Source organism: Acinetobacter sp. YH01007 (genome assembly GCF_013420425.1).
Taxonomy (GTDB): domain Bacteria; phylum Pseudomonadota; class Gammaproteobacteria; order Pseudomonadales; family Moraxellaceae; genus Acinetobacter; species Acinetobacter towneri.
In genome coordinates, this window is the sequence record NZ_VOYC01000005.1 from 1 (window position 1) to 16,857 (window position 16,857).

14 protein-coding genes are annotated in these 16,857 nt (G+C 41.4%); 5 read left to right on the forward strand and 9 right to left on the reverse strand.

Going from position 1 to position 16,857, the window contains the following annotated elements; translation table 11 throughout:
- Window positions 1-108: 108 nt before the first annotated feature.
- Window positions 109-594: a hypothetical protein gene (locus tag FTT74_RS03365; protein ID WP_257221820.1), complete on the reverse strand. Its 486-nt coding sequence runs from the start codon at window positions 592-594 to the stop codon at window positions 109-111.
- Between the two features lie 381 nt (window positions 595-975).
- Here FTT74_RS03365 and FTT74_RS03370 point away from each other — a divergent pair, with 381 nt between their 5' ends.
- Complete coding sequence (locus tag FTT74_RS03370; protein ID WP_019837853.1) at window positions 976-1,527, forward strand: ricin-type beta-trefoil lectin domain protein; 552 nt, start codon at window positions 976-978, stop codon at window positions 1,525-1,527.
- A gap of 105 nt (window positions 1,528-1,632) precedes the next feature.
- Here FTT74_RS03370 and FTT74_RS03375 read toward each other — a convergent pair whose 3' ends face one another.
- From FTT74_RS03375 to FTT74_RS03405, 7 genes are all read right to left on the reverse strand, one after another.
- Entirely contained in the window at window positions 1,633-2,532 is a 900-nt protein-coding gene (locus FTT74_RS03375) for a LysR family transcriptional regulator (RefSeq protein ID WP_004970549.1), read from the reverse strand.
- A 48-nt stretch (window positions 2,533-2,580) separates the two neighbouring features.
- On the reverse strand, window positions 2,581-4,296 hold the full coding sequence (gene dld, locus FTT74_RS03380) for a D-lactate dehydrogenase (protein WP_035311162.1): 1,716 nt from the start codon (window positions 4,294-4,296) through the stop codon (window positions 2,581-2,583).
- A gap of 90 nt (window positions 4,297-4,386) precedes the next feature.
- Window positions 4,387-5,541 (reverse strand): FMN-dependent L-lactate dehydrogenase LldD, encoded by a 1,155-nt coding sequence (lldD, locus tag FTT74_RS03385; RefSeq protein ID WP_016659249.1) that lies wholly within the window; start codon window positions 5,539-5,541, stop codon window positions 4,387-4,389.
- On the reverse strand, window positions 5,538-6,287 hold the full coding sequence (gene lldR / locus FTT74_RS03390) for a transcriptional regulator LldR (RefSeq protein ID WP_004970689.1): 750 nt from the start codon (window positions 6,285-6,287) through the stop codon (window positions 5,538-5,540). Before lldR ends, lldD begins: the two co-directional genes overlap by 4 nt.
- A 24-nt stretch (window positions 6,288-6,311) precedes the next feature.
- Entirely contained in the window at window positions 6,312-7,982 is a 1,671-nt protein-coding gene (gene lldP / locus FTT74_RS03395; protein WP_179988566.1) for an L-lactate permease, read from the reverse strand.
- A gap of 518 nt (window positions 7,983-8,500) precedes the next feature.
- Window positions 8,501-8,998, reverse strand: a complete 498-nt coding sequence (locus FTT74_RS03400; protein ID WP_004970693.1) for a hypothetical protein — start codon at window positions 8,996-8,998, stop codon at window positions 8,501-8,503.
- A gap of 97 nt (window positions 8,999-9,095) precedes the next feature.
- Window positions 9,096-10,346: a YncE family protein gene (locus FTT74_RS03405; RefSeq protein ID WP_096902747.1), complete on the reverse strand. Its 1,251-nt coding sequence runs from the start codon at window positions 10,344-10,346 to the stop codon at window positions 9,096-9,098.
- 351 nt (window positions 10,347-10,697) lie between these two features.
- Here FTT74_RS03405 and FTT74_RS03410 point away from each other — a divergent pair, with 351 nt between their 5' ends.
- Window positions 10,698-11,294, forward strand: a complete 597-nt coding sequence (locus FTT74_RS03410) for a 5-formyltetrahydrofolate cyclo-ligase (RefSeq protein ID WP_026438444.1) — start codon at window positions 10,698-10,700, stop codon at window positions 11,292-11,294.
- Window positions 11,295-11,441: 147 nt separating this feature from the next.
- A complete protein-coding gene (gene lon / locus FTT74_RS03415) occupies window positions 11,442-13,868 on the forward strand; it encodes an endopeptidase La (protein WP_131260796.1) in 2,427 nt (808 codons plus the stop codon).
- A 354-nt stretch (window positions 13,869-14,222) separates the two neighbouring features.
- Here lon and FTT74_RS03420 read toward each other — a convergent pair whose 3' ends face one another.
- Window positions 14,223-15,188: a M28 family peptidase gene (locus FTT74_RS03420; RefSeq protein WP_373683476.1), complete on the reverse strand. Its 966-nt coding sequence runs from the start codon at window positions 15,186-15,188 to the stop codon at window positions 14,223-14,225.
- A 157-nt stretch (window positions 15,189-15,345) separates the two neighbouring features.
- Here FTT74_RS03420 and rlmH point away from each other — a divergent pair, with 157 nt between their 5' ends.
- On the forward strand, window positions 15,346-15,828 hold the full coding sequence (gene rlmH / locus FTT74_RS03425) for a 23S rRNA (pseudouridine(1915)-N(3))-methyltransferase RlmH (protein ID WP_026438445.1): 483 nt from the start codon (window positions 15,346-15,348) through the stop codon (window positions 15,826-15,828).
- Between the two features lie 150 nt (window positions 15,829-15,978).
- Window positions 15,979-16,755 (forward strand): class III extradiol ring-cleavage dioxygenase, encoded by a 777-nt coding sequence (locus FTT74_RS03430; protein WP_179988567.1) that lies wholly within the window; start codon window positions 15,979-15,981, stop codon window positions 16,753-16,755.
- Window positions 16,756-16,857: the final 102 nt, after the last annotated feature.

Genomic DNA, 16,857 nt, shown 5'->3' on the forward strand with positions numbered 1-16,857 from the left:
ATCAACAATACAAAAAATTTCTGTAAAATCGTACATGGTAGTTAGAGCCTTTGGGTTGTGTCGTAACTTTCTAAATGGCTCTAACTACCTTTTTTTCAAGGGCTTTTCTTATCCGTAATTCGGGTTACTTATAGACCAATAGGGAGATGAAATATAAGTTTTCTTTTTTTCAATAGATCCATCAATACCAATGGTACTATAAGCCTGATTAAAATTAAGTTTTAATGTATTAGGTGCATAAGCTAAAATATGTTTATTCTGCTCTACCAATAAAACACTATTAAAATTATTCGATTGATTTTTTAAGCGTTTTACTTCTTCTTTTCTAACTTGTGTATTATAAAATTTTTTTTCTAATAAACGTGCACTATAATCCAACTCTTGCAGCATATCTGAAAAATGTTGATTGGCACTGGTGGCAATTTTTTCTGCATATTTTTCATTGATCGAAAGTGAATTTTGAATTAATTGTTGTTTAATTACATAATTTAAAATAAAAATACTTACGACAAATAAGCCTGATACACTTAAAATTGTGGAAATTAAAATAAGTTTACGCAGATCCAATCCAAGTCGTAGTAAAAAATGTTTCAACAGTTCCTACCCCAAAAATTCAAAAACTGTGACAATTGCCAACTTTAACACATAATTTTACAACTCAATCACATAATTTTAAAGCAATATAGTTGAATTTTTGATGTTCAATTCAACAAATTGGATAATTCGCTTGTTGCTGACCACAAACTAAATCAGAAATATATCCTCTAAATACAATTTCTACCACACACTTCCTAAGAATGCACCGACTAATAACAAATAAAGACAACTTGAATTTTTTCGTTCTTATTTTTTGCTGAAAACCTTGTCTATTCGATAAATTTTTAGGGTCAATTACTCATAAAATTACAAAAAATAAATATTTATTCCATGCTTTAAATTTATCCTATCCACCTAATAAATAAATTGTTTTCTCTTATGTTTAAGACACTTTTCACTATAAGCAGTTGCTCACTTTTAACAGCATGTATTGTAGTTGACGGAACAGCATCGGGGCAGATTCCCAATATCGTCATTCAACCTCAAATTCCAGCAAGTACACCTGTAGAACGTCCTGCACAACAAACCATTTATATGCCAACACCTATGCCTTATCCTGCACAAACATGGCAACAAAAAGTCAAAATTAAAACCTATGATGGTCGCTGCGTAGATTTTAGTCGCAGTAATCAACGTTCCATTCAGACTTCACATTGTCATGATGGTACCAATCAGCATTTTATTTTCCATCCTGATCAAAGCATTACCGTGCAAGGTAAATGTCTAGATGTAGCAGGAAAACAGAAACATGATGGTGCTGAAGTAATTGCTTATACCTGTAATGGACAAAGTAACCAAAAATGGTATCTCGATGGTCAGCGTATTCGTAGTGCAGATACAGGCAAATGTTTAGATATTTATAATGGAAAAATGAAAATGTATAGCTGCAATCAAAATCGTGGGCAGAAATTTAGTTTTATTGCCTTATAAAAAAGAATCACTAATTCCCTCAGCCTAGCCTGCTCTTTTGAAGATGAGGGAATTAGCGAATGATAATTTAAAAAATTATAAAAGTTTTACTTTAAATACGATTAATTAAGGATGCTGACTAAACAAATCAAAAATCACTTTTCTTAACCACTGATGACTGGTTTGGTGATGACAAGACGTATGCCAATATTGTCGTACAGGATAGGTTGGAAAATTCAAAGGCGCACTCACTACTTGTAAATTCCCGCGTGCCAATAACACCTCACTTAAATAATAAGGCACTGTCGCAATCATATCGGTTTCTTGCACAATTAAACCGACCCCTAAATAACTTGGGATACTCATTAGAATATTACGTCTTAAACCACGATTGCTTAATTCATTTTCAATATGGTAGTGACCTATACTGGTATCTACATCGACATGCGATTCACGAATATAAGCTTCAACATCTAAACTTTTTTCACAAATACGTGGATGATCTTTACGACTAATCACCACATAATATTGTAAAAATAATTGCTGCTGATAAAAACCCTGCTCTAACTCAGGTAAAAAACCAATCGCAAAATCAATTTCACCATTTGCCATTTGATAACTGGTTTCACGGGTAATAGGACGAATTTTAATCCGCACTGAAGGTGCATATTTTTTTAAAAACTTGGTCAGTTTTGGCAATAAAACCAAATGCGAAACATCGGTCATTGCCAAGGTAAATAATTGATCGGAATGTGTCGGATCAAAATCGACTTTAAAATTATTGACCGTTTCAATTTTATTAATAATTTCACTAATCGGTGAAAAAATCTGTTTCGCCAACTCTGTAGGCAACATTTCATTGCCAACCCTTAAAAATAATGGGTCATTAAAATGCTGACGAATTTTATTTAAACAGTTACTAACCGCAGGCTGACTCATGCCCAATGCATCTGCTGCTGCAGACACATTTTTTAATTTATATACATAGTAAAAAATCTGTAGCAGTTTGCTATCTAACTTAAACATATCCATCTTTCCTTAGAATCAGTTTCACTGCTCAGTTTTCATCCTTATTTAACGCCAAGCTTTTAATTTAGAGCTATGCCCAATGCCCACATTAAAACAATTGGTCGGATCCAATTTTTGATAATGCTGCTTTAAGGCAGGCTTCGCCACATATAAATGCCCAACATTATGCTCTGCAGGATACTCTGCCCCACGTGCATCAAGCAATGACCACATTTGATGTTCCATCGCCAACGGGTCTACGCCTTTTTTAATAATATAGTCCTGATGAAAGACATGACATAAAAAATGACCATAATACAACTTATGTATAATCGCCTGCTCCAACTCTTCGGGCAAGGTTTCAACCCATTGCTGATCATTACGTCTTAACGCAATATCTAAAGCAACAATGTCTTCCACTTCATTTCGATGTGTATCACGATAACGAATTGCAGCACCTGCCACTGCAAAGCGATGCAGAAAAGCCTTGCGGCCTTCATCTTCATTACATAGAAAAAAACTGCCGGAATTGCGCGTGATAAAATAATCCATTAAAAACTGCTGTACTGCCGCAACATCTTGCTGCTCAATGCGCAAAATTAAATGATGTTCATACAAATCACGAAATTGGTTCATGCGTTCTGGTAAATGATTTGGCAGTAGTTTCGTGAACATTTGCAAAACTTTATCCGACAATCCACGCATGCCCCAACGGGTTAGAAAACCATCAACTTTATCTTTCATGGCAAAAGCTGCAGGTACTTTACTGGTGCCAAACTTCTCGATAAACAAGAAGCTGTCTTTGCCATATTCTGCACCAATGTCATAGGCATCTCGATGAATATACTCGCCAGCAATCGGTACACGCGGCAAATCACGTAATAAAAAACGGCGAATCGCGGTTAAATCATCCTGCTGATTGCTGCCGATATAAAACACCTGACTCGGAATTTTCTCAAATGTATCCAAACGCACTGCAAACACACAGACTTTACCTGCCGAACCCGAAGCTTCAAACAAACGGCTCGGGTCGGCATTAAACCGTGCAGGCGTATCGGCATCGACTTGGGCAACATCATGCACGTAACGCTGATCTGAAGCACAACAATGTTCCGAATATTCAATATCTTCAGGGCGATATTGTTGTTGCTCAAGTTTGGTTAAAATTTCTTCTGGCGAGTTCCCTAAATTCACCCCCAAATGATTGATGAGTTGCAACTCGCCCAGTGCATCGACTTGTGCATATAAGGCCAACTCAGTATAGGCAGGACCACGTCTGACCAATGCACCACCTGAATTATTACATACCCCGCCCAACACTGAAGCGCCAATACAAGATGAACCAATGACTGAGTGTGGCTCACGCTGATGCGGCGCCAATTGCTGTTCCAAAGCATCCAATGTTGCACCAGGCAAGCAAATCACTTGCTTGGCATCGTTGATGAGCTGAATACCTTTTAAACGTTGGGTGTTGATCAAAATTACAGGACGATCATAGTCATCACCAAAAGGGGTAGAACCACCCGTGAGTCCAGTATTGGCGGCTTGCATAATAATAATGCAATCTGCTGCCACAGCCACTTGTAACACTTGCCACTGCTGCAATAAAGAACCTGGCGTGACCACCGCAAAAACCTGTCCTTCGCCAAAACGTCGCCCTTGACGATATAAACGAGTATCTGATTCATGGGTCAATACATGCGCTTTTCCCACAATATCGACCAAGTTTTTGAGGGTTGCTGCAGCATCAAATTGTGTTGCAGAAGAAATTGTCTGTGGCATAGTGTACAAGTCCTGAAACAAGGTGAAAAATACAATTAAGCGATTCAGCCAAATGCATCGGTTGATGGATTGATCGCTCCTGTTGGCAATTTAGCCTTTCAGTTCACGCTCAAGTTGTACCAAGCAATCTGAGTTAATCGCTTGAATGTTTTTAGCACCCGTTAAGGTCATTGCGACTCGCATTTCTTTATCAATCAATTCGAGTAAATTACTCACACCCGCCCCACCTGCTGCACCTAGTGCATAAATAAAGGCACGTCCGAGCATACAAGTATCCGCACCCATCGCCAACATGCGCACCACATCTAGGCCATTACGAATACCTGAATCCACTAGAATTTTTAGATCTCCTTTTACTGCATCGGCTATTGGCGGTAAAGCACGTGCAGTCGAGAGCACACCATCTAACTGACGACCACCGTGATTGGACACCACAATTCCATCAGCCCCAAAACGAACAGCATCCTTAGCATCTTCTGGGTCTAAAATGCCTTTAATGACCATTGGGCCATCCCAGAATTCACGAATCCACTCCAAGTCTTTCCATGAAATAGATGGGTCAAAGTTATTGCCTAACCAGCCAATATAATCTTCAAGTCCTGTTGGTTTGCCTAAGTATTTAGAGATATTGCCCAAGTCATGCGGACGACCTAGTAAGCCAACATCCCATGCCCAGTTTGGATGCATCACTGCCTGCATATAGCGGCGCATAGCAGCATTTGGACCACTCATGCCCGAATGTGCATCACGATAACGTGCGCCAGGCACAGGCATATCTACCGTAAAGACTAAGGTTGAACAGCCTGCTGCTTTGGCACGTTCCAAGGCATTGCGCATAAAACCACGGTCACGTAATACATATAATTGAAACCACATTGGGCGTGAAATGGCAGGCACCACTTCTTCAATTGGGCACACCGACACGGTAGATAAAGTAAACGGAATACCTTTTTTGTCAGCTGCAACTGCAGCCTGCACTTCACCACGGCGCGCATACATGCCCGTTAAACCCACAGGTGCCAAAGCCACAGGCATTGACAAGGTTTCATTAAATAAGGTGGTTTCTAAACTCAAAGCCGACATGTCATTCAAAACACGTTGGCGCAAGGCAATCTGTGAAAGGTCTTCCACATTTCTTTTCAGCGTTTGTTCCGCGTACGCACCTCCATCAATATAGTGAAATAAAAATGGCGGTAAACGGCGTTTGGCTGCTTCGCGGTAATCATTCGCAGAAGAAATAATCATGGCGCTATCCTGTTTAATCGACTCGCACGCTGACGACGCGCATCTTCCTCGTCTATCATGCGTACTTGTTGAACTACAAATTCAATATGTCCACACACTGCCGAACGGGCAGCTTCTGGATCCTGGCGTTCAATTGCATCCATCACTTGAAAGTGTTGATCGTGCAACTGATCGAAACGGTGGGCTTCGGTATAGACTTTGCGTCTGCCCAAAACTACGTTGTATTGCAACAAATCAAATAAGCCGCGCATCATTTGAATGAGCACCAAATTGTGCGATGCTTCGGCAATTGCCAAATGAAACTTGGCATCGGCAATTGCTGCCTGATCGTCATCACCTAAAATTTGAAAATGGGCGATTTGCTCATAACAGGCACGGATGTTTTTCAAATCCTCAGCAGTTGCCCGCTGTGCGGCATACCATGCCGTACCACCTTCAAGCACCATTCGTGCTTCCTGCACATCAAAACGATAAGCAGGATCTTCATCAATCAGGTTACTTAAAGGCTGCACAATTTGATATTGCGACCAATTGGTAGGCAGTTGTTGCAAAAAAGTACCCGCTCCAACTTTGCTGACCAGCATGCCCTGACTGGTCAATTGCTGAATAGCCTCACGCAAAGAGGAACGGGAAACCCCGAGTTGTTCACATAACTTTCTTTCGGCAGGCAATCGGTCTCCGACTTGCATCTGATTTTTTTCAACCAGTGTGCGCAGGTCTTGAACAACTTTGTCGGAAACTTTCATGCGGCTATCCTCTTGTGCATGTGGTTATGGAATCATCCATGGGAACACATAAGCTTGTAGAGTGATAATAATACCGATCATTACGGTGAACGTGATACTGTGTTTCACGGTAAAGCGGAATAAATCCGATTCTTTACCGACTAAACCAACAGCCGCACAGGCAATTGCAATAGATTGCGGTGAAATCATTTTGCCTGTTACCCCACCACTGGTATTGGCAGCAACCAACAGAACTTCTGGTACACCAATTTGCTGTGCGGTTGTGGCTTGCAAGGCAGCAAACAAGGCGTTGGCTGAAGTATCTGAACCTGTCAAGAACACCCCAATCCAGCCTAAAAATGGCGAGAAGAATGTGAAAGCATTGCCTGTGTGTGACAAAGCCAGTGCCAAAGTCGCAGACATACCTGAATAATTGGCAATAAATGCAAACGCCAACACCATCCCAATAGAATAAATTGGTGTTTTTAGCTCGTTGATGGTTTCAGCAAAAGTTTTAACAGCTTCACGCGGTTTCATTTTTAAATAAATGATGGTGATGATGGCCGCAATCATAATCGCAGTCCCAGTTGCGCTAAGCCAATCGAACTTAAAGATCGCATCATAGTCTTTAACATCAGCGACCACAGGCGGCATCTTTTGCACCAGTTGGTGTAAAAATGGCACTTTGATGGAAATTACCCAGTCGTGCATTGCGCCATCTTTGGCAAATAAATCTTTAAACGGCTTGATGCTCCAAATAGTGACCATCACCGTTAACACTGCAAAAGGTGACCATGCTTTAACAATCTGCCCGATGCTGTATTTTTGCTGTTGTTCTGCAACTAAGTTGGCATCCACTTTGGTGTCTGCATCGCTAAAACGGAAAATGTGTTTTGGCTGCCAGAATTTAAATAAGACCGTTAAACTAATCAAAGAGGCAATTGCGGCTGTAATGTCAGGTAACTCAGGTCCAACAAAGTTAGAGGTCAAGTATTGTGCAATCGCAAAAGCACCACCACCCACCAACACTGCAGGCCAAGTTTCTTTCACACCGCGCCAGCCATCCATAATTGCCATAATCCAGAACAGCACAATAGGCACCATAAATGGCAACTGACGCCCAACCATCTGGCTAATTTCCATGGTTTCTACACCCGAAACCTGACCCGCCACAATAATTGGAATCCCCATTGCGCCAAACGCAACAGGTGCGGTGTTCACAATCAAACATAAACCCGCAGCGTATAAAGGTTTAAAACCCAAACCCACCAACAAAGCAGCAGTAATTGCCACTGGCGCCCCAAAGCCCGCTGCACCTTCTAAAAATGTGCCAAACGCGAAGCCCACTAGTAGCATCTGGAGACGCTGATCTTCTGTAATTGACAGAATAGATGAGCGAATAATGTTAAACTGCCCTGTTTTTACAGAGATTTTATATAAAAATAATGCGCCAATAATAATCCATGCGATTGGCCATAAACCGTAGAAAAAGCCATAGATCAATGAAGCAAAAGCCATTGGTGCAGGCATGCCATAGGCAAATAACGACACTAATAACGCCAAAATAACCGTAATTGTTCCCGCAACACTTCCTTTTAAGCGAAATACAGCCAATGCCAGAAAGAAAAAGATAATCGGGATTAATGCAATAAGACTCGAAATCCAAATATTTGCCATTGGATCGTAGATCTGTTGCCAATGTTGAAGCATTGTCATCTCCTTGAAATGCTCACTCAAACGTAAACATAGGTCTAAGCATATAGATAAAATTCTAATTTTGGTCTGACCAATATTAAGATAAAAATCAAAATACTCTTAACATTTGCAACAAATAATAGTTTTATACAAATAAATGTCAATATTGGTTGGATTGTTTATTCATATGGTCATACCAATTTAAATAAAGATGATCTTTGTTCGCAGCATAAAAAATACGGTGAAGAAAAATTTAAACTTTGTTTTTTCTGTAGTTTTTAAGAGGAAGGAAAAACCAAATTTATTCGGCACAGCCTTATACAACTTTCGTCTAATACAGTAAAATACGTGTGCTTTCTTCTAAGATGAATTGAACGCTTGATCAAAGGAATCATGGATAAATTCAGCTCAAGTGGCCGCTATTCGGCTTAAAAACATGTGGATTAAAAGAATTTTTTAGACAAAAAAATAACGCCATTATTGACTGCAACAATGGCGTCATCGTGTATTTATAACAGCAACTCACACCTTACTGTGGCTTAACCTGTCACCACGTTCAGGCGCTTTAAACGCGAAATATGCAAATCAATTTGCCCTGCAATTTCAGGTAAAATTTGCTTTAAAAACTGGCTATAGTTCATTGCATCTTCTGCTCTTAATACGCCTGCTTGTACCAATTGTTCCTGCTGTAGCAACATACTTTGTACACGGTTTAAATCAGGCTTTTGCCCTTGGCTTAAACCTGTACTAATTTGCTTAAAGCCTAAATACAACTGATCACGTTGCTGGATTAATTGCTGCATTTCAACTGCAGATACCGCAGCACGCTCTAGCATAGCGTTTGTTTCCAGTACATTTTCAGATTCATCTGAATATAGACTTTGCGTTGTTTCTATCTCTGTGGAAGCCGTGTTCGGTTTCACCCACACTGTTTCCGAAACAGTCTTATTCGGTGGTTGAAATACATACACCACGGTAAACAACACCGCGACCGCCAAAACAAAAAAGCCAATACCGAGCCATCGAGTCCCATTCATGTGCATGCTCCATAAGCAAACCATCCTAAAATGCGCTCAATTCAAATATCGTCTTGAGCGCCTTAGCATGCTTTGCCTGTTATGATCGGCTTAAAAATTACGGCGTCGACCAATCGCTTGGTGCATAACCCAAACGCACTCGCTGTGGGTGATTCCCCACTGGCACACTGCGGACTTTTTCTCCCGTAGCAAAGTCAATCACCGTTACCACATCGGTTTCACTTTCTGAAATCACACAGCTTTTTCCATCTGGGCTACGGGTTGCCCAATATGGTTTACCTGCAGGAATCAGTTTGCCTGCTTTTAAACTCTGACGGTCTACAATGGTCGCGTAATCATCCATCGTGCCTGCCACACAGAGTTTTTCGCCATCTGCGCTGATGGATAAACCATGATGACGTGAATCATTTACCCATTTGCTGCGGTCTTTTGGAATTGTACTGCTGCCTGGTAATTGTCCAATACGCGTGACTTTATCGGTTTTTAAGTCGTATTCCACCAAACCATTAAAAAATGAAACCTGCGCATAAAGTTTGCTTTCATCTTTACTTAGCACCATAGGACGCACTGAGTTGGATAAATCCTTACGTCCAAAGGCATCTAACGCAGGTCGGAAATCAATTTTTTTCAGAACTTTATAATTGTTGGCATCGGCAATGGTAATAAAGCGCTTACCTTTGGTAAAATCTTGCCACTGTGCATCCATCGAAGTTTCTACGTTACCAATCGCAGAGTTTAAGATTTTCGTTCCACCTGCAAAGTAAATATTTTCGTGCGGCTTATCCCCTGTTGCAAAACGCCCCAATTCTTTACCTGTATGAATATCTAAAACATGCACCACATTACCTGACGATGCCGACACAGCAACACGTTGTCCATCTGGTGAAACCGCCATGTGGTCTGCGCGGAAACCTTCGACTGGCGTACGCCAATTAATTTTGCCCGTTTTAATGTTGATGGATACCACATCGGCAAAACTTGGACGTGAAGCCACAATCGACTGTCCATCTGGCGTGGAATACATATCATCCACCAACTGGTCATTGCCCTCACCTGCAGTTTGTTGAATGTAAGTGTAGGCAATCAATTTCACTGGATTTAAATGAATTTCTAATAAACGCTCTTTGCGGTCAGGAATCATATTGACCACACCCACTTTGCCAAAGTCTTGTGAAGGGTGAATCACCGTCACTGTGCCATCCCAGTTATTGCCGACAAAAAAGACTTGTTGGGTATTCGGTGGCTGCGGTAAATAGGTCGAATCTGCATAACTTTGTGCGCTGACACAACTTCCTAAAGCCAGCACGCCTTGAAGTAGATGTTTAAACACCTTGTTGGAATAATTCATGTTCTTGTTCTCCCTGAACAGCAAAATGAAAGTGTTGTTTTTGTTTTGGCTTGTGTTTTTACATATTTGTTGTTTTTAACTGAAGCCTGCCTAATCCATCTTGAAGCGATCTTGAAGATTGTTGGCGTGGCATTGATTGGGCAATAGCATAAGAGTTTTTGTAATTTTGCGTCTAGGGTTCGAGCTAGACTATCCGATAGCAGGTCAATTTTCAGATAAACAGAAATACAGCATCACATCCTGTTAAAATGCCAAGTATGATAAAAGCTTGTTTTTGTCGATGAAATGACAGTAATCCCATACCCATTCAAGCATTTAAACTCAAGAATATAAGGATGTGCCGAGATGCAGTTGTTGGAACTTAAAACCTTGCGTAAACAGCTTCGACAACAGCGCAGAGCGGTCACGCGCACCCAACAGCAACACGCACAGCAAGCTGTTTTGCAGCGGCTAATACGACTGCCAAAATTTCAGTACGCAAAAAAAGTGGGTATGTATTTACATGCTTTTGGTGAAATTCATACACACCGCATCATTGAATATTGCTTCGCGCATAGCAAACAAGTGTATTTGCCCATGATTTGCAATATGAATCAACACTTGGTGTGGGTACAAATCACCCCACAACAATATCGTCAGCGTCGCTTTGCCCATCATCGTTTGGGGATGCAAGAACCAAGAACAAGTCGCGGAAAACACATCTCCCATTTAGATTTAGTCTTGATGCCCTTATTGGCTTGCGATACGCATGGCACCCGCATTGGAATGGGCGGTGGTTATTATGACCGCACTTTAGCCTCTGCCCCGCAGCATCCTTATCGCTTAGGGATTGCACATGATTTTCAGCTAATTCATACACGCTTGCCACGTGAAAATTGGGATCAACCTGTAGATGCCTTACTAACTCCACAACATTTTTTACAGTTTAAACGCACCTTGAAACGCTAAATTGATCATTTTGACTGAATAGATCAATTTAAAATCACATATTTAGCTACTTTTTAAACAATTTGTGTTGACCTACCCTTGTATTTTAAAAAATACCCATCACTATTAAAAACATGGCAACACCGTTGTCACTCATTAGGAGTGCCCATGTCTGAAATTATTATGAATCAAGAAACCTTAGAGCCTCAGGTTCCAAGTGTATTACCGCTTTTAGCGCTACGTGATGTGGTGGTTTATCCACACATGCAAATCGCGCTATTTGTAGGTCGTGAAAAATCGATCAATGCAGTTGATGTGGCTCGTAACAGTGACAATCTAGTATTTGTAGTTGCGCAAAAAGATTCGCTTACAGAAGAAATTGATCACGACAATTTATATCAATACGGTACTGTCGCGAAGATTGTGCAAGTTGTGAATCACGAAAATGATGAAAACTGTATCAAAGTTCTGATTGAAGGCTTATACCGCGCCAAACTCGAAAAAATTATTGATGAAGACGCGTATTTGACTGCAGAACACAGCTTGAGCCCAATGACTGTTGCGATGGATGAAAATACCCAAGCAACACGTTTGCAAGAATTACGTGCCTTATTTGCGCAATATGCAGAAGCAAAATTACGCAATGCACGTGAACTGATTGCTGCTGCCAATAAAATTGAAGATTTATTGCAGTTGTTGTTCTTTGTTGCAACCCGTGTGCCATTGAATATTGATGTCAAACAAAAATTCCTTGAGCACGATGAGTTTGAAGCTCACTTGACCGAGTTAATGACTTATTTATTGCAACAGTCTGAAGAACAGCAGATTGAGCAAACCTTGCATGACTCTGTTAAACGCCAGATGGAAAAAAATCAGCGTGAATACTTCTTGAATGAGAAGATGAAAGTCATTCAACGCGAACTGTCCGATATGAACGGCGGTGCGGAAGATGATGTCGCTGAAATTGAAAAACGTCTGGCCGAAGCAGACTTGCCAGAACATGTCCGCAAAAAAGCAGAAGCTGAGTTCCGTAAGCTAAAAGCCATGCAACCTGCATCTAGCGAAGCGGCTGTGGTACGTAACTATCTGGAAGTAATTTTAGATACGCCATGGAACAAAGCCAGCAAAGTCAGCATTAACTTGGCGAAAGCACAAGAAATTTTAGATGCCGACCATTACGGTTTAGATGAAGTCAAAGACCGTATTGTGGAATACCTTGCTGTGCAGTCGCGCGTGAAAAAACTCAAAGGTCCAATTCTGTGCTTAGTCGGTCCTCCGGGTGTAGGTAAAACCTCACTGGGTGAATCGGTTGCAAAAGCCACTGGACGTGAGTTCGTGCGCATGGCGCTAGGCGGCGTACGTGATGAAGCGGAAATTCGCGGTCACCGCCGTACCTATATTGGTGCGATGCCAGGTAAAATTGTGCAGTCATTGACTAAAGTTGGTGTGAAGAACCCACTGTTCTTGCTCGATGAAATTGACAAAATGGCACAGGATTACCGTGGCGACCCTGCATCTGCTTTGTTAGAAGTACTTGATCCATCACAAAACAACAAGTTTAATGATCACTATTTAGATCTAGACTTAGACTTGTCTGAAGTGATGTTCATTTGTACTGCCAACAGCATGAATATTCCAGAAGCTCTGTTAGATCGTATGGAAGTAATTCGTCTACCGGGTTATACCGAAGATGAAAAAGTGAATATTGCAGAACGCTATCTTGTCCCTAAAGCCATCAAAAATAATGGCTTGCGTGCTAAAGAATTGACGGTTCATGAAGAAGCGATTCGTGACATTGTGCAGCGCTATACACGTGAAGCAGGTGTGCGTAGTCTGGAACGTGAAGTGTCAAAAATTGCCCGTAAGGTGGTGAAAGAAGCAGTCAGCAAAAAAGCCAAAAACCTACAGGTAGATGTGACTTCACAAAACTTGCCTGACTACCTTGGTCCACACAAATTTGACTATGGTATGGCAGAAGAAGAAGCCGAAGTGGGTCGTGTAAATGGCTTGGCTTGGACTTCAGTGGGTGGTGAATTACTCACCATTGAAGTGGCAACCATGAAAGGCAAAGGTAATTTCATCACCACAGGTTCATTGGGTGATGTGATGCAAGAGTCAATCAAAGCCGCGATGACCGTTGTGCGTACCCGTGCCGACAGTTTAGGCATTGAAGCCAATGTATTTGCCGAAACCGATGTACACGTACACTTGCCAGAAGGTGCAACACCTAAAGATGGTCCATCTGCAGGTTTGGCATTGACTACGGCATTGGTATCTGCATTTACAGATATTCCAATTCGTCCTGATATTGCCATGACAGGCGAAACCAGCTTACGTGGTCGTGCAATGCGCATTGGTGGCTTGAAAGAGAAACTTCTTGCGGCACATCGTGGTGGTATCAAACTGGTATTTATCCCACAGGAAAACGTGCGTGACTTGTCTGAAATTCCAGACAATGTCAAAGAAGGTTTGGAAATCAAGGCTGTGAAAAGCATTGATGAAATCTTGCCTTTGGCACTGACCAGTATGCCTAAGCCTTTAACCAAGGCACCGATTGTGAAGCCAGTAGCAGCAGGCAAAGCCGCACGTCATTAAGCAAGTTACTCTGCTTTAAGCATAGAACATCTCAAAAGAGCACTTCGGTGCTCTTTTGTTGTATTTAGATTCTGGATTTAAAATAATTGAATAATTTTTTAATTATTTTTAAAATGGATAGTCTGTTTTTAATTCAATTTCCTTGAAAAATAGGCAAACCATCCACATATATAAATTTAAGATACATCGCGCTGTATGTTTCTTGTTTGGTCTATTTAGACCGATAAATTGATCAGACGCTTTTGATTGAAGTGTGCTTCATGGTCTGGTCATCCATATCTCCAGGTGGATGACCTTTTAACCGCAGTCCTATTTCAATTCAGGGCTGCGTTTTTTATGCGCTGCGATCAATCATCAAGGTGATAAAATCTGTGCAACCAAGCCATTCACGACATGTGCCATTTTTTCAAAATTTACTGTTTTTAAAGTATCACCTGTGGTGTGGCGAAGTGAGCTGCGATAACTGCCCGTATCGGTAATTAAAATAGCTGGAATATCATATTTCCAATAATTTAAATGATCTGAAAAATCTATACCCTTGATGAAAGTCGGTGCCACCACGCGCTCACATTGCAACTGGTTCAAACGCTGCATTGTATTGCAATAGCTTGCACTCATTTCACGTGATTGCATATTACTCAATGCCACAATAAAATTGCCATGACTTGGGTAAATCCACTTTAAACCGATTGGGTAATTTTGCACCAAATTTTTATCGTAATAACCAATCATATCCAGCACATACACCGCACGGATTTTTTCCTTTTCAGCCTGCACAGATTTGGCATGTATAAAACTGCCCATCGACTCGGTTTTAAAAAATGGTGGCTCTGCCAAGGTATAAAAAACAAATTCAACATTTTGACTAAGTTTATTCTTTTCCTGCGCCAAAATTCGTGCTGTTTCGATTACACCTGCAACGCCAGAAGCGTTGTCATTTGCCCCCTGCTGCTGCCCATAAACATCGTAATGCGCACCAAAAATCGTTTTTTGCGCAGCACCGATATTCAATTTGCACACCACATTGCGGTAGCTTTGCTGATTGACCACATAATTTTGAAATTGACACGGAATTCCAAATACTCGCATTTGTTCCCGAATCCATGCCGAAACCCGATTCAGTTCAATCACATTTTTATAATGACGATACTGTTCGGAATTACCCAAACCCTGCTGCCCAATCACTTGCTGCATATAGACTTGCAAATTGTTTGGTTCTGCCCATTGAGCCTCAGGCACAGCAAATGTAGCAGTGGTCATCAATCCCATACCCGCGCCCAATATCCATGAATATAACTGCTGACTTTGAAACGCGCGCATGCTGATAATTCCAAGACAAAAAAGACCAATAAGATTGCTGAGTATTAAAGCAACAGCCTGTTGGCAAATTCAATTGCAAATTGTGTCGTTACACAGCGCTTGTGTTGAATCATGGTTATAATGCGAGATTCTGATTGATCGCTACATGAACTCGCCTATGAAAATTCGCATTCTGACCATTGGACAAAAAATGCCTGCTTGGGTGCTGACTGGTTTTGAAGATTATTTCAAACGGATTCAGCCTTTTGTGCAGACTCAAATTGTCGAACTGCCAATGGCGAAACGTGGCAAAAATGATTCTGAGGCCGATATTCTAAAATATCGCCAAATTGAAGGTGATAGCATTTTAAATGCCATGAAAAACAATGAGCTGTTAATTGCCTTGGAAGTGGGCGGCAAAGAGTTCAGCACCGAAAAACTTGCAGAAACCATGAAAGGCTGGATGCTAGAAGGCAATGATGTCGTGCTTGCGATTGGTGGACCAGATGGTCACTCTGAAGCAGTACGTAAAGCAGCAGCATGGCATTGGTCATTATCCAAACTAACTTTGCCACACCCTTTAGTTCGCGTGATGCTGATTGAGCAGCTATACCGTGCTATGAGCATCAACCACAACCATCCTTATCATCGTGCAGGTTAAATCAACTTATTCAATTTGTAAGTTGAGTTATCAAAATATCTTCAACTCAAACAACGTTGCAAAGCTGCAACATAGCGTTGAACAAAAGTACATTTCGCTATACACACTTTTTTGCGATGCTGTAGAACAGCAGGCTTTAGGGATCTAGGCATGAACTTACAGACATTACCCGGTTTATTTATCTCACATGGTTCGCCCATGTTGGCACTCAATCCTGAACAGGTCGGGCCTGCACTCAGCCGTTTAAGTGAAAATTTGCCAACACCGCAAGCCATTGTGGTGATGTCGGCGCATTGGGAAAGTAATGCACTGGAGGTCAACACAGGTATTCGCCCTGAAACATGGCATGACTTCCGTGGTTTTCCTGAAGCCTTGTACGCCCTGCGCTACCCTGCACCTGGCTTACCTGAACTGGCAGAAGATATTTTGCAGCGTTTGGCTGATGCGGGCTTTGCTGCCCATGCCAACAGCACACGCCCGCATGATCATGGCGTATGGATGCCATTACTACACATGTATCCCGATGCCAATATTCCAGTGATTACCATTTCTTTGCCCATGAATATGAGCGCCGAACAGATTTATCACATTGGGCAAAGTTTAGCGCCATTACGTGAACAGCAAATTTTACTGATTGGCTCAGGCAGTATCACCCATAACTTACGTGAATTATCATGGAATACACCCAATGCGGCTGTGCCTGAATGGGCATTTAGTTTCCGTAATCGTGTGGTGCAGCATTTAAGTCATCGCAATTATGATGCAGTACTAGATTGGCAACAATTGCCACATGTAGCACGTAATCACCCAACCCTAGAACACTTTGCACCGCTGTTTTTTGCAATGGGTACGGGAGATCGATTTAACATTGTACATAGCAGCTTTAGCATGGGTTCACTCGGTATGGATATTTATCGTTTTGACTAACCGATAGCTCCGCTTATTTAAAATCTGACTTTTTAATTTGGATACATTTTGTTAGCAAAAGCTACGATTTGTATCCATATTTTTTGTTAATCTCTTGATTAT

Bases quoted from the DNA above. Each gene is read 5' to 3' on its own strand.
- FTT74_RS03370 (WP_019837853.1), top strand. From the start codon at position 976: ATGTTTAAGACACTTTTCACTATAAGCAGTTGCTCACTTTTAACAGCA.
- FTT74_RS03375 (WP_004970549.1), bottom strand. From the start codon at position 2,532: ATGTTTAAGTTAGATAGCAAACTGCTACAGATTTTTTACTATGTATAT.
- dld (WP_035311162.1), bottom strand. From the start codon at position 4,296: ATGCCACAGACAATTTCTTCTGCAACACAATTTGATGCTGCAGCAACC.
- lldD (WP_016659249.1), bottom strand. From the start codon at position 5,541: ATGATTATTTCTTCTGCGAATGATTACCGCGAAGCAGCCAAACGCCGT.
- lldR (WP_004970689.1), bottom strand. From the start codon at position 6,287: ATGAAAGTTTCCGACAAAGTTGTTCAAGACCTGCGCACACTGGTTGAA.
- lldP (WP_179988566.1), bottom strand. From the start codon at position 7,982: ATGACAATGCTTCAACATTGGCAACAGATCTACGATCCAATGGCAAAT.
- FTT74_RS03400 (WP_004970693.1), bottom strand. From the start codon at position 8,998: ATGAATGGGACTCGATGGCTCGGTATTGGCTTTTTTGTTTTGGCGGTC.
- FTT74_RS03405 (WP_096902747.1), bottom strand. From the start codon at position 10,346: ATGAATTATTCCAACAAGGTGTTTAAACATCTACTTCAAGGCGTGCTG.
- lon (WP_131260796.1), top strand. From the start codon at position 11,442: ATGTCTGAAATTATTATGAATCAAGAAACCTTAGAGCCTCAGGTTCCA.
- FTT74_RS03420 (WP_373683476.1), bottom strand. From the start codon at position 15,188: ATGCGCGCGTTTCAAAGTCAGCAGTTATATTCATGGATATTGGGCGCG.
- rlmH (WP_026438445.1), top strand. From the start codon at position 15,346: ATGAAAATTCGCATTCTGACCATTGGACAAAAAATGCCTGCTTGGGTG.
- FTT74_RS03430 (WP_179988567.1), top strand. From the start codon at position 15,979: ATGAACTTACAGACATTACCCGGTTTATTTATCTCACATGGTTCGCCC.